The 12,206-nt window shown below is 43.4% G+C and carries 13 protein-coding genes; 7 read left to right on the top strand and 6 right to left on the bottom strand.

The features are described from left to right. Positions 1 to 34: 34 nt before the first annotated feature. Positions 35 to 1,960 carry a transglycosylase domain-containing protein gene (locus V7L12_RS10820; protein ID WP_335084308.1) on the bottom strand — a complete coding sequence of 642 codons (1,926 nt, stop codon included), beginning with the start codon at positions 1,958 to 1,960 and terminating at the stop codon, positions 35 to 37. A 173-nt stretch (positions 1,961 to 2,133) separates the two neighbouring features. Between V7L12_RS10820 and tyrS the strand changes: the two genes are divergently transcribed. The 5 genes from tyrS (at position 2,134) to gmk (ending at position 6,416) form a co-directional block, all read left to right on the top strand. Next, positions 2,134 to 3,324: a tyrosine--tRNA ligase gene (gene tyrS / locus V7L12_RS10815; RefSeq protein ID WP_335084435.1), complete on the top strand. Its 1,191-nt coding sequence runs from the start codon at positions 2,134 to 2,136 to the stop codon at positions 3,322 to 3,324. A gap of 21 nt (positions 3,325 to 3,345) precedes the next feature. After that, positions 3,346 to 4,077: an orotidine-5'-phosphate decarboxylase gene (gene pyrF, locus V7L12_RS10810; protein WP_335084307.1), complete on the top strand. Its 732-nt coding sequence runs from the start codon at positions 3,346 to 3,348 to the stop codon at positions 4,075 to 4,077. After that, positions 4,074 to 4,754 (top strand): hypothetical protein, encoded by a 681-nt coding sequence (locus tag V7L12_RS10805; RefSeq protein ID WP_335084306.1) that lies wholly within the window; start codon positions 4,074 to 4,076, stop codon positions 4,752 to 4,754. The genes pyrF and V7L12_RS10805 overlap by 4 nt, the downstream gene beginning before the upstream one ends. Before the next feature lie 629 nt (positions 4,755 to 5,383). Then, positions 5,384 to 5,650, top strand: coding sequence for an extracellular matrix/biofilm regulator RemA (remA, locus tag V7L12_RS10800; protein WP_073639751.1), 267 nt, complete (start codon positions 5,384 to 5,386; stop codon positions 5,648 to 5,650). Between the two features lie 166 nt (positions 5,651 to 5,816). After that, positions 5,817 to 6,416, top strand: coding sequence for a guanylate kinase (gmk, locus tag V7L12_RS10795; RefSeq protein WP_335084434.1), 600 nt, complete (start codon positions 5,817 to 5,819; stop codon positions 6,414 to 6,416). A gap of 62 nt (positions 6,417 to 6,478) precedes the next feature. Here the strand turns inward: gmk and V7L12_RS10790 are convergent, their stop codons facing one another. From V7L12_RS10790 to V7L12_RS10780, 3 genes are all read right to left on the bottom strand, one after another. Further along, entirely contained in the window at positions 6,479 to 7,000 is a 522-nt protein-coding gene (locus tag V7L12_RS10790; RefSeq protein ID WP_335084305.1) for a photosystem I reaction center protein subunit XI, read from the bottom strand. Positions 7,001 to 7,237: 237 nt separating this feature from the next. Beyond that, positions 7,238 to 7,372: a Photosystem I reaction center subunit IX gene (locus V7L12_RS10785; protein WP_335084304.1), complete on the bottom strand. Its 135-nt coding sequence runs from the start codon at positions 7,370 to 7,372 to the stop codon at positions 7,238 to 7,240. A 39-nt stretch (positions 7,373 to 7,411) separates the two neighbouring features. Then, positions 7,412 to 7,909, bottom strand: coding sequence for a Photosystem I reaction center subunit III (locus tag V7L12_RS10780; RefSeq protein WP_335084303.1), 498 nt, complete (start codon positions 7,907 to 7,909; stop codon positions 7,412 to 7,414). A 304-nt stretch (positions 7,910 to 8,213) separates the two neighbouring features. On the opposite strand from V7L12_RS10780, the gene tsaD reads away from it, so the two are divergent. Then, positions 8,214 to 9,263 carry a tRNA (adenosine(37)-N6)-threonylcarbamoyltransferase complex transferase subunit TsaD gene (tsaD, locus tag V7L12_RS10775; protein WP_335084302.1) on the top strand — a complete coding sequence of 350 codons (1,050 nt, stop codon included), beginning with the start codon at positions 8,214 to 8,216 and terminating at the stop codon, positions 9,261 to 9,263. Between the two features lie 42 nt (positions 9,264 to 9,305). Here the strand turns inward: tsaD and V7L12_RS10770 are convergent, their stop codons facing one another. Continuing rightward, entirely contained in the window at positions 9,306 to 10,223 is a 918-nt protein-coding gene (locus V7L12_RS10770) for an alpha/beta fold hydrolase (RefSeq protein WP_335084301.1), read from the bottom strand. 114 nt (positions 10,224 to 10,337) lie between these two features. Further along, positions 10,338 to 11,057 (bottom strand): hypothetical protein, encoded by a 720-nt coding sequence (locus tag V7L12_RS10765; RefSeq protein ID WP_012410214.1) that lies wholly within the window; start codon positions 11,055 to 11,057, stop codon positions 10,338 to 10,340. 486 nt (positions 11,058 to 11,543) lie between these two features. On the opposite strand from V7L12_RS10765, the gene V7L12_RS10760 reads away from it, so the two are divergent. After that, positions 11,544 to 12,092 (top strand): GNAT family N-acetyltransferase, encoded by a 549-nt coding sequence (locus tag V7L12_RS10760; protein ID WP_335084300.1) that lies wholly within the window; start codon positions 11,544 to 11,546, stop codon positions 12,090 to 12,092. Positions 12,093 to 12,206 lie beyond the last annotated feature (114 nt).

The following is a 12,206-nucleotide window of genomic DNA, read 5'->3' as shown; positions in this document are numbered from 1 at the left end:
ATTGGCAATCCAAAATTCAAAATCTCAAATTAAATTATTGTGACTTGGGACGAGAAAACTGCGAAGGTGGCTTGAAGTTTTCTACTGGTACCTTCTTAAGTGCCTTCTCCATAAAATCTTTCCAAATGGGAGCAACCATGACACCACCTGTGGCATGGTCAGCTAATTGTCTGTTGTCATCTCTCCCTACCCAGACAGCAGTTGTCAACTGTGGCACAGTACCAACAAACCAAATATCTTTTTCTGATGATGTTGTTCCCGTTTTCCCTGCGGCTGGGCGACCGAGAGCAGCACCTTTACCTGTACCTTCAGTGATTACTGATCGCATCACATCTATAATTGCTGCTGATGCCCAAGGATCGAGAACTAGCTGTGGTTTAGGGGTATTATCTAGCAACACGTTACCACTGCTATCGGTAACACGAGCAATTACAGTTGGTGGAGATTGCCAGCCATAATTAGCAAAAGTAGCATAGGCACTAGCCATTTCCAGAGGTGTGACACCAATTGCCCCAAGTGGTAAGGAAGTCACAGGTTCCATCGGACTCGTAATCCCCAAGGTACGACACGTTTCTATGACTCTATTCATCCCTACAGCCTTACCAATCTTGATCACCGGAATGTTGCGCGATTGGGCTAAAGCTCTGCGGATTGGCATAGCTCCGCTAAAACCGCCATCATAATTTCTGGGAAAGTACCAACCGTTACCATCTCGATAGCTAACTGGAGCATCTACCACCGTTGAGTCTGGCCCATATTTACCAGTAGCAAAAGCAGTGTAGTATACAAACGGTTTAAAAGAAGATCCAGGCTGGCGCTGAGATTGAGTTGCACGATTGAATTCACTGGTTTTAGGATCTATACCACCCACCAGTGCTTTGATAAAATGTGTGCGCGGATCAATTGCCACTAGGGCCATTTGATTCTTAGATAATCCTTGCCCCAAAAGTGTTTTATGCCACTTAATAACGGTTTCCTCTGCCATGATTTGGAAGTTGGCATCAACTGTAGTTTGCACCCGCATCCCACCTTTGAGTAGTGTCTCCCGCCCAAACTTTTTTGCCAACTCCTGCGCTACGGTATTGGTTACATAGGGTAGGGCACTACCTTGAAAGGATTTGATTCTACCAAGTTTGATTTCTTGCTTGAGGGCATTGTCGTATTCTGACTGGTTGATCCAGTTCAATTCCAGCATCCGTCCAAGCACTTCTTTTTGTTTCTGTTTTGCCAGCTTCATGCTCACAAACGGGCTGAATTCTTCTGGTGCTTGGATCAAACCTGCCATCATTGCCGACTCACCCAAGCTTAAATATTCTGATGATTTATTAAAGTAACTGCGGGCTGCCGTTTGTACACCATAATTGTTATGACCCCAATAAACTTGATTGAGGTACATTTCTAATATTTGGTCTTTAGTAAGAATTTGCTCTAACCGGATTGCTAGCACCCCCTCTGCTAACTTCCGGGTAAAGGCGCGCTTACGAGACAAAAATAGGTTTTTTACCAATTGCATAGTAACAGTAGAGCCACCCTCTTTGACTCCACCTGCTACAGCGTTAACTACTACGGCACGTCCAACACCAGTAGGGTTGATACCGTGGTGATCGTAGAAGTGGCTATCTTCACTTGCCAACACTGCCCGTTTTAAATTCGGGGAAATTCTATCTAGGGGTACGACTTCCCGATTGGCTTCCCCGTGAATACTCGTTAAGAGTTTGCCCTTAACGTCATAAATGTAAGTCGTTTCTGAGGGAAAGAAGTTACGTAGCTGTCTCACATCTGGCAAATTACGGAAACTGATGGCTAAACCAACCAGTCCTCCGGCTACAATGGAACTTGCCAGCATGGTGATTGAGAGGAGAGTACCGCCAGTTACCTGACCGACTCCTTTCAAAAACTCAAAACCTGATGAAGCCCGACGCTGTGGCTGTTTATCTTCAAAAGTCCTAGACGACGACACGGCTATTTCACTTCCTCATTTGTAAATTTAACTGTAATTGATTGGGTGAAGCAAGGCGGTTAGTTTTTTGCAATTATAGTAGTTTGGCAGATGAGAAAGTGGATAAATTGCCAGTGAATATAATCAACTTAACTTCTAGTGTGCAAAACATAGTTAATAATGAATCTCTGAGAATGACGCCAGATTTCGCTTGGTTGCGTCGTGGTGTAGTAGAAGTATTCCCACAATCAGTTGATATTAACAGCGAAAGTCTAGAAAGCCTCTTACTAACTACAGACCAACCTTTAAGGGTCAAATTCGGGATTGACCCCACAGGTACTGATATTCATCTTGGTCATAGCATACCAGTACGAAAACTGCGAGGATTTCAAGATGCAGGTCATACAGCAGTTTTAATTATTGGTGATTTTACAGCACGTATTGGCGATCCAACTGGCAAATCTGAAGTGCGTCGTCAGCTTACAGAAGCAGATGTAGCTAAAAATGCTCAGACTTATCTTGATCAAGTACGTCCTATCTTGGATTTTGACACACCAGGAAGGTTAGAAGTGCGCTATAACTCCGAATGGCTCTCTGGGCTAAACTTAGAGAAAATTTTGGAGTTACTCTCCACGATGACGGTGGGGCAGATGTTAGCGAAAGAAGGATTTGCCGATCGCTATAAAAAAGAGAATCCGATTTTTATCCATGAGTTCCTGTACCCGTTAATGCAAGGTTTCGATTCGGTTGCAGTTGAGGCAGATGTGGAATTAGGTGGCACTGACCAGAAATTTAACATTGCTGTAGGTAGAGATTTGCAGCGCCATTTTGGTCAAAAGCCGCAATTTGGTATGCTGCTGCCAATTTTGATTGGCACGGATGGCGTGCAAAAAATGTCTAAGTCTTTAGGTAATTATATCGGATTGTCAGAACACCCAGGAGAAAAGTATCAAAAGTTGCAAGGAGTTCCTGATAATCTGCTGTCACAGTATTTTGAACTGTTGACGGATTTACCTTTGGACAAACTGCCAGAAAATCCCCGCGATCGCCAAACACTCTTAGCATGGGATATTGTCAAACAGTACCACGGTGAACAAGCAGCCCAAGAGGCAAAAGAAGCAGCGCAAAGTGGCGGCAAAGAAGGTGCTGTTCCAGAATTCTCTCTAGCTAGCGTGCAGCAGTTCCCTACTAAGTTAGCGTATATTCTCAATGTCACTGGCTTGTGCAAAAGTACAGGGGAAGGAAAGCGGAAAATTCAAGAGGGTGGAGTGCGCTTAGATGGCGATCGCATCATTGATGCTGATACCACTTTCGATGCTCTTAGTGAATTACAAGGTAAAGTTTTACAAGTTGGAAAAAATAAGTTTGTGCGCTTAGTGCCTTAAATGGGGAATGGGGAGTCGGGAATGGGGAATGGAGAACAGGTAGGACAACGAGTTATTGTGGCTTTGGATGTGCCAGATGAACAAGCTGCGATCGCTCTTATAGATCAGCTACCACAAGTTAGTTTCTGGAAAGTCGGTTTAGAGTTGTTTACCAGCACTGGCCCGAAAATTCTAGAAGTATTAAAGTCTCGCCAAAAGCGCATTTTCTTGGATTTAAAGTTTGATGATATTCCCAATACCGTTGCTGGTGCTTGCCGGAGTGCAGCTAGATACGGAGTGGATTTACTGACAATTCATGCTACTGCTGGTAGAGATGCCCTGAAAGTTGCAACTGAGGCGGCACAGGAAGGGGCTGCAAAAGCAGGCGTACAGCCACCAAAGTTAATTGCTATTACCCTGTTAACGAGCATTTCTGCTCGGCAGTTGGCATTTGATTTAAAAATACCCCTAGAATTGCCAGAATATGCTCTAGAAATGGCCCTGCTGGCTCAAGAATCTGGTTTGGATGGGGTAGTTTGTTCGCCTCAAGAGGTGGCACAGCTACGACAAACTTGTGGAAATGACTTTTTGCTAGTTTGTCCGGGGGTTAGACCAACTTGGGCAGATAAAGGCGATCAAAAGCGATCGCTCACTCCAGCACAAGCCATTAAAGCCGGTGCAGATTATCTAGTGATTGGTCGTCCCATCACCGCTGCTACTGAGCCTGAGTTAGCCTGGAAGAGGATTTCTGAGGAGTTAACCACGGTGGCATGAAGCTAAGAGTCAGTGAGAAACTCAGAGTGCAGGGTGTAGGGGAGAACAATCTTGCCTCTTCGCTCAGTCAGAAAAATTATAGTTTCCTGTTTGCTTGTGGCTTCTGGGTTGTAGTTTCAAATAGCTTTGCTTACCCAGCCTTCTCAATAAACCCCACCCCTAAACCCTCGGTGCTAGCAGAAAAGGAAAATGTCAACAGTGATGCGAGGTCTTTGTGTTCTGAGCAAAATTTAGAAACATTAACTGTACAGCTACTGCAAAAATTACCTAGTTATACCAATCGCGCTAGTCAACGCGCCCGCCGCCTCAGTAGAAGCAGTCAGGTTTACAGTTATATGTTAGTGGCAGGAAGACCTGAATTTACTCCTCTGCCCCTTAACCTTGAACAATATAGTGCAGATGCGTCTAAAAGTGCTGCATCAGGAGTTGAGCAAGTTTTCTTTACTACCTTGGAGCGGCAGTACATAGATAAGAAAGCTGTAGAATTGCAAGAATTTCACTGGCTGTTATTGACTAAAACTAAAAGTGGTTGGCAACTAGTGATGATGTTTTCTCAAGCTGGCTCCTATTCACAACAGCAGCCACTATCTTCACCACGCGATAGTAGTAACGGTACTGTTGCCCAAGGGGTTAAAGGTTGGTTGCGCGATTGTGAAGCTGGAAGTTTACGTCAATAAAACCTAATTCCCAATCTTCGTAAATTAGGAAAATATTAAGCAATGTCTAAAAATACTTACTCAAATTCTCTATAAACAGGATTATCACTTGTGATTAAAAACTACATTGAAATAATTGCAAGAACGAGATTTAGAACATCTTGATTAGGCTCGTTTGATTGAGGAGATTGAAAGATTGGGTAATGAACAATAACACAAGTTTGAAAGTTATTTACTTCCTTTGAAATGCTCTTGCGCGGCCTAAACCCTTGTTAAAGGTAAGCTAACTTTTTACAGCACGGCGTAAATAAACTACCCATTTCAAATCAGTAAAATGCTTACGCTGTATACCTGTTTGAATTTTGTTCGCGAGTCCGCAAGCGTCATTGTGAATTTTGAATTCGCCTCTTGCGGTACTAGTTATTTTCATAGAAAATACATCACCTAACTAGCTCGTATCAGTATGATTTTGCCTGTATCTTTAGGAATATTTTTAGGAAAAATAGCTAATAAATAGCTAAAAGAAGCAGACATTATTTAAAAACGCAGATTGGCTTGAATTTAAGCGTTGTAACTCCTGTTTTTTGGCGATAACATGGAAAGAAGTTTATTTCAAGCTTTATCAAACCGCCTTTAGCGTCAGTTTTTTTATGGACATTCAGTTAATTAACATCGGGTTTGGTAACATCGTGTCTGCCAACCGAGTAGTTGCCATTGTCAGTCCAGAGTCTGCCCCGATTAAGCGGATTATTACCGATGCACGGGATAGAGGTCAACTGATTGATGCAACTTACGGTCGTCGCACTAGAGCTGTAATTATCACCGATTCCAGCCACGTAATTCTGTCAGCGATTCAGCCGGAAACGGTAGCGAATCGCTTCGTAATTTCTCGCGATCATCAAACTGTAGATAATTGACTAGCAGTGGATTTTTCCCACTCCTCTTTGTGCCGGATCGGTAGTACCATGTGAATTAGACAAATTTTATGTCACTCTTGCTACAAATTCTTTAGTCATTAGTGGACTATACCAGGAACACAAGACTAATGAATAATATGTATTGATTGATTCACAGGTTGAAGGGATGATGCCAGTTTTACCCATCCACAGTAGTGCGACTACCGAAGAATGCTTACATTTAGGCAGGTTAATTGTTTTAACTGGCCCCAGTGGGGTCGGTAAAGGTACTTTAATGCGATCGCTCCTAGAGCGTCATCCAGAACTCTATTATTCCGTATCTGTGACGACTCGTTCTCCCCGTTCAGGGGAAATTGATGGCAAAAGTTATTACTTCATCAGCCGCAGTAAGTTTGAACAATTAGTTGCTGAAGGTGAATTTTTAGAATCGGCAGAATTTGCTGGTAACTATTACGGCACACCCCGTGAAGCTGTACTTAACCAAATTCATGCCGGTAAGTTAGTGGTGCTGGAAATTGAACTAGAAGGGGCAAGACAAATTCGTGCTTCCTTCCCCAGTGCCCTCAGCATTTTTATTTTACCGCCTTCCTTTGATGAATTAGAAAAACGAATACGCTCTCGTGCCCAAGACTCTGAAGAAGCGATCGCCCGCCGTCTACTCCGCGCCAAAGAAGAAATTCAAGCCGCAGATGAATTTGATATGCAAATCGTTAATGACGATTTTGAAACTGCTTTAAATGATATTGAAGCAGTTTTGTTTAAATAAATTAGGAGTTAAGAGTTAGAAGTTATGAATTATTTAAACTCCTAACTCCTAACTCCTAGTAATTAACCAAACAGACCTTGAATTAGTGCCAAATTACTAGTCAAAAAGTAAGCAACTACTGCACCACCAATACCACCAATTAAGAAAGAACTGGCGAAGTTGTTCCAGCTTTCTTTAGAGTTAAAAGCATCTGCTGGAAGCTTGGGTACGGTAACACTAGGAAGTGCTTTGGGTGGATTGCTACTAGCATACAGCGACAGAGAGCCTGTGAGAATTACAACCAGCCCAATCGCTGACAGCAACCCAGCTAAGTTAGCATCACTTGTATCCCGCAGTGGGCCCAATTTGGCAAAGGGGCCAAATAGCCAGTAACCATGAGCCATACCAACTTCTAAACCGCGTCTAGCAGGAGCCAGACCTGGGCGATAGGCAGGTAAATAATTAATGAACCACTTGCTCAAGGGAGAAGCATTAATCGGGGTTTCTAGGTTGCCTAGCTGTGGATCGCCAAATGCGGGAAAAACAACTTCCCGATTTCTGGGATCGCTGGGGAGATTTTTTGATGCATCTACTGCTTGCGCCATATTTTATGTTCGCCTCTAATTTTAAAATGGTGGCATTTTTATATTAATAATAATTGAGGCTAAAGATGCTTTTTGACTGGGAAGTTTAGAAAAGTTAATTTAGCTGCTTTCAAAAGGATGAAACTCGTAAGCTGTTCCCAGCATCACGAGTTTCAAAGAACTATTTTGTTAGTAGTTAGTAGTTACTAGTTAATTGTCAACTAACAGCTAACAAAATTTTTAAATCCTGTCTTAAACTTATGGTAGTGGGTGGAAAAGTAGGTCAGGAAACCAGTTGTTAAATAAAATCAACAAAACGGCTGTAAAAACCAAATTGACAAAAAGTAAAACTGGTCCCAAGGATAGATATTTCACGAAATAATTCTGTTGCATGAATCATTCTCCCAAATAAATCAAAAGTTGCAGGAAGGGTTAGCGTGGCGAAATGGGAATTTCTGTATCTTTAGCTACTAATTCGCCAGACAGAAATTCTTTTACAGCTGCTACAGGCCAAGTAAAGCCTGAGAGCATAATTGGCAGTGCCAAAGGCACTTCAATGATTACTTCTTTCAATTCCACGTTGCTGCCTTGTTTCTTGATCGCTTGCAGGTAAGCACGACCTACCCAACCAATCCAACCAGCAATATAGAGGAAGAGAATACTAGGGATCAGGAAGTCACCAGCATGATCTAGACGACCATCAACAATCAAGTGGGGGTAACCCTCAGGACCACACAGCTCTTGAGAATAACGCTCAAATCGCTTTATCCCTGATTCCGGGTCACCTGTGGTATTACGGGCATTAGCTGCTAGCTGTTGAAAAGCGGGATTATCCTTGCACGGTGTCAAATTAGCCCCTAAAGCTTGTGCTGGGGGGGCAAAGTTGAACCAAAGACTAATCGCTAACATCAAAGCAAACAATCGTCGCATAGAGTTGTTTCCTTTTATTACAAAACAAGAAGTTCTTTGTACAAAACGAAGCGGCTTGTACAGTTGTTTATTTGCATAACTAGGAAGTCATCATACTCTTGGGTGGGAACCGAGTAAAGTTTAAGTAAATAAAAGTTAAAGCTTCTCAACCAAAATAGAGTGTTGAGTGCCCAGTTAGAGCGCCGAGTATAAGAATTGTTGTTGTAGGGTAGTAAAGAAGCAAGATTTTCTCTCTATTACTCAAGACTCCAGACTCAGCACTGGCTCAACCCTAGCTATCCGCTAACAGCACTAATTACTCTCAATGACAACCGTTTTAGCAATAGAAACCAGTTGTGATGAAACAGCCGTCGCAATTGTTAAAAATCGTAAAGTTTGCAGCAGTATCGTAGCCTCGCAAATTCCAGTCCATCAGCAGTATGGCGGAGTAGTACCAGAAGTAGCGTCTCGCCAGCACTTGGAAACGATAAATGTTGCGATCGCACAAGCCTTAGAGCAAGCCCAATTAGACTGGGGAAAAATCGATGCAATTGCCGCCACTTGTGCCCCTGGACTTGTAGGAGCGCTGTTGGTGGGGTTAACTGCTGCCAAAACCTTGGCAATGGTACACAACAAGCCATTTTTGGGAGTTCATCACCTCGAAGGTCACATTTACGCAACTTACTTGAGCGAATCAACTTTAAATCCCCCTTTTCTTAGCTTACTGGTTTCAGGCGGACATACAAGCTTGATTTATGTCAAAGATTGTGGTATCTACGAAACCCTGGGACAAACCCGTGATGATGCTGCGGGTGAAGCCTTTGATAAAGTGGCGCGATTGTTAAAGCTGGGTTATCCGGGTGGGCCAGTGATTGACAAGTTGGCACAAGAGGGGAATCCTCAAGCCTTTGCTTTACCAGAAGGAAGAGTTTCTCTACCGGGTGGGGGATTTCATCGTTATGATGCGAGTTTTAGTGGGTTAAAAACGGCTGTATTACGTTTAGTGCAGCAGTTAGAGAAAGATAATGGACAAGTACCAGTGGCAGATGTAGCAGCTAGCTTTCAGGATGCGGTAGCGCGATCGCTAACCAAAAGAGCGATCGCCTGTGCCCTTGACTATGGTCTAGATACAATTGCTATTGGTGGCGGTGTAGCTGCAAACAGCGGGTTGAGAAAAAAACTCCAAGCCGCCGCCGTTAAACATAACCTACGCGTCTTATTCCCACCTCTAAAATTCTGTACCGATAACGCCGCCATGATTGGCTGTGCCGCCGCTGACCATTTATCTCGTGGTCATACATCCCCCCTCACACTGGGCGTTGAGTCTAGGTTAGGGCTTACTCAGGTAATGAAGTTGTATCAACCTATTGAGTAGTCATTTGTCATTTGTCATTTGTAACTACCAATGCCCAATGCCCTATACTCTATAACTACTGACTATCGCTCGGATGTGATCGGCCACTGCATCCGGCTGTTCTAACATAGCCAGATGTCCGCAATTAGGAATTTCCAGAACATTGTCACCACAATATTGAAAAAGCCTGTGAAAGCTAGCTAAATGGCGCACATACTTGGGTTCCATAACCTTGTCTTCCGCGCCAGCCAAAAAATAAACTGGCTGCTTCAGTTGGGATACTAGCTCAGGTAAACGATTGATTTCTTCTTCAGTTGTGGAGTCTAACAGAGTTCCCAGAGCCGCTTCTGGATCAGCCACAACGAAATCTATTACTCGCTGACGTGCCCAATAGCGCTCCAAAGGACGAGCCACACTAGCTCTAGTAAACAGCAAATCAATCAAAGGCACTTGGGACAGCCAGCGCGGACGGACTTGCAAAAATTTCTGACCCGCCGAGCGAAACTGCTCAAAGGCTTCTTTGAGGTAAATACCACCGCCAGCGTTGATACAGATAACTCCCTTAACACACTCAGGTATTTGATCTGCTCCCCAAAGAGCGATCGTCCCGCCTAATGAGTGACCAATTAGCCAAGCACTCGTAATATTTAGCTGTTTCAGGAGAGCTGCTAAATCCTGAGTATACGCAGCAGGAGTATAAAGAGAATCAAAAGATGAGCCAACCGCACTACTGGAGATGGGCATCAAACTCAAAGACATTTGTGCTCGACTAAAATCGGTTTTTACCTGGGATTGGGATTCACCAAAACCCCGCAAATCATAGGACAGGCACTGCAAATCATCTGATAGGCGGGAAATCACAGGTTGCCAATATCCACGGCTATTGAGCCAACCGTGGATAAATACTAAAGCATGGGGGCAGGAAGTGGGAGCCGTTAGCTCGTATGCGTGTGGAACGCCCAAGATTTCGATAGTTGCCATACTTATATCGTACCCTTAAGGACGGGTGCGACTAAATACTAAAGTGGAAAGAGTTAGAAGTTAAGAGTGAGGAATTTTTAACTCATAACTTATAGCTCCTCACTTTTCACTTTTTTATTTACCCAGCAACCTTTGTCGCACTCCTTCAGCAATTTTGTGACCCAGATATTCAGGAATGAGGCTTTCATTCGGCCCTAACAAGTAGAGAATTAGCCGTGTACGTCCGCGCCAAACCAGTAAATTGGCATTGACTACCAAAAGGTCTTCTTGCCAGATAGCGTACATCACTTTGTAGAATAATCCTGGTTGATTATCAGCTTCAATCACTAGAGCAGGGAGATGAAAGACCGGATCGACATAGAACTCAGTTTGTACCTGCTCTAAGCCAGTGTCAAGATTAAATTCTACTGCCAGCATCTCTTCTACCTCAAACCGACCTCCTAAAGCCTCGCGAATGGCGCGACAGACATTTTCTGCGGTTTTCTCCGTCAAGGCTTTACTACCACGAGATACCAACAGTTTGATAAAAACTAACATTGGCGGACGGATCTGACCGTATAGACTTAGACCGTGGATAGTTAATCCATAAGCTGCTAGTACACCAAAAATATCGCTGAGGAGAAAAGACTGGTTGCGGTAAGCAAAATGCAGGGCACTTTTGCTACCTTCCGGTTTCAGTTCAATAACAGCGCGTCTAGTTTTATAGAGACGGTAGGCTAGCCGCAAATTTTGCAGTTGAATTTCACTACTGACGAATTGCTCATAAAACTGGGGAAACGCTCGGTTAAAGCGCTTTAGGAGTTCCAGTGTCGAAGATTTTAAACCAGAAGCCATTGTTAAGGGTAAAACTCGCTTGCTTTCGTCATCTGGGGGCTGGGTGTTTGGGACTGGGGACTGGAGATTGAGGACTGGGAGGACAAGGGGACAACAAAAGAGTGTTCTCGATACCCAATGTCCAATTCCCAATTCCCAATGCCCAATCCTGTGTATACAATTCACTCCTAAGCTAACTTGCATTTAAGCTCTATACGAGCAATTGCCAGGATTAGGTTTTTCCATTATGAATTTTTAATTTTTAATTTTTAATTGTTTATATCTTTACCCTTTTGGTGAATTTCTCCTAGCCTTTACAACAAAATGCTAAAGTTGAAAATGATTGGTGTGAAACACGCTCTAACTGGCTGTTACCATTGCAAATCCCGAAAACAACCGAAAAACTTTGAGTGTAAAGGGTAGTAAATGGGGGTAGCGATGTTAAAAGTGAATCAACACTCCTGAGAGTGGAAACCAATTCAGTTATACTACCCGAACCGCGTTGGCATGGGTTTTTGGAAAACTTGGTTTAGTACTCCTGAATCTGTAGGGACAACTAGGACAAACCTCTTTGAAGAGCATACAGCAGAAACTGCGGGCAATAGCCCCAGTAGTATTAGCGAAGCTGCTTCAAAGGAGGCTCGGATCGTCTTTAGCACGGAACGAGATATTGACCTATATGAACTAGAAGAACTCTGTGATGCAGTTGGTTGGTCGCGTCGTCCTTTAAGAAAAGTAAAAAAAGCTATTGAGCATAGTTTTCTCGTTGCCTCAATGTGGCAAGTGAGAGGAAACCAAAAGCGGCTCATTGGTTTTGCCCGTGCTACCTCAGATCACGCGTTTAATGCCACTATCTGGGATGTAGTGGTTCACCCAGACTTTCAAAGTCAAGGACTGGGCAAGGCGCTGATGAAATACGTTCTCAAAAAACTTAGGAGTGAAGAAATTAGTAATGTCACTCTTTTCGCTGACCCCCACGTTGTAGATTTCTACCGAACTATGGGGTTTATGGCTGATCCAGAAGGCATCAAAGGCATGTTCTGGTATCCTCACTAATGCTCAACCCAAATAAAACCCGATTCGCACAATAAAATCAGGTATAGTAGTACAAATCTATTGTTTTAATTTGGTTTGACAAGGTTTAGCCGACGAACGCACAAGTAATATCTC

Origin of the sequence: Nostoc sp. (assembly GCF_036918245.1) — a bacterium.
Lineage (GTDB): Bacteria > Cyanobacteriota > Cyanobacteriia > Cyanobacteriales > Nostocaceae > Nostoc.
The sequence above is the reverse complement of the archived record's forward strand: the minus strand, read 5'-3'. Positions and strand labels throughout refer to the sequence as shown.

Excerpts from the sequence above, each read along its gene's own strand:
- tyrS (WP_335084435.1), top strand. The coding sequence starts at position 2,134 with ATGACGCCAGATTTCGCTTGGTTGCGTCGTGGTGTAGTAGAAGTATTC.
- pyrF (WP_335084307.1), top strand. The coding sequence starts at position 3,346 with ATGGGGAATGGAGAACAGGTAGGACAACGAGTTATTGTGGCTTTGGAT.
- V7L12_RS10805 (WP_335084306.1), top strand. The coding sequence starts at position 4,074 with ATGAAGCTAAGAGTCAGTGAGAAACTCAGAGTGCAGGGTGTAGGGGAG.
- remA (WP_073639751.1), top strand. The coding sequence starts at position 5,384 with ATGGACATTCAGTTAATTAACATCGGGTTTGGTAACATCGTGTCTGCC.
- gmk (WP_335084434.1), top strand. The coding sequence starts at position 5,817 with ATGATGCCAGTTTTACCCATCCACAGTAGTGCGACTACCGAAGAATGC.
- V7L12_RS10790 (WP_335084305.1), bottom strand. The coding sequence starts at position 7,000 with ATGGCGCAAGCAGTAGATGCATCAAAAAATCTCCCCAGCGATCCCAGA.
- V7L12_RS10785 (WP_335084304.1), bottom strand. The coding sequence starts at position 7,372 with ATGCAACAGAATTATTTCGTGAAATATCTATCCTTGGGACCAGTTTTA.
- V7L12_RS10780 (WP_335084303.1), bottom strand. The coding sequence starts at position 7,909 with ATGCGACGATTGTTTGCTTTGATGTTAGCGATTAGTCTTTGGTTCAAC.
- tsaD (WP_335084302.1), top strand. The coding sequence starts at position 8,214 with ATGACAACCGTTTTAGCAATAGAAACCAGTTGTGATGAAACAGCCGTC.
- V7L12_RS10770 (WP_335084301.1), bottom strand. The coding sequence starts at position 10,223 with ATGGCAACTATCGAAATCTTGGGCGTTCCACACGCATACGAGCTAACG.
- V7L12_RS10765 (WP_012410214.1), bottom strand. The coding sequence starts at position 11,057 with ATGGCTTCTGGTTTAAAATCTTCGACACTGGAACTCCTAAAGCGCTTT.
- V7L12_RS10760 (WP_335084300.1), top strand. The coding sequence starts at position 11,544 with ATGGGTTTTTGGAAAACTTGGTTTAGTACTCCTGAATCTGTAGGGACA.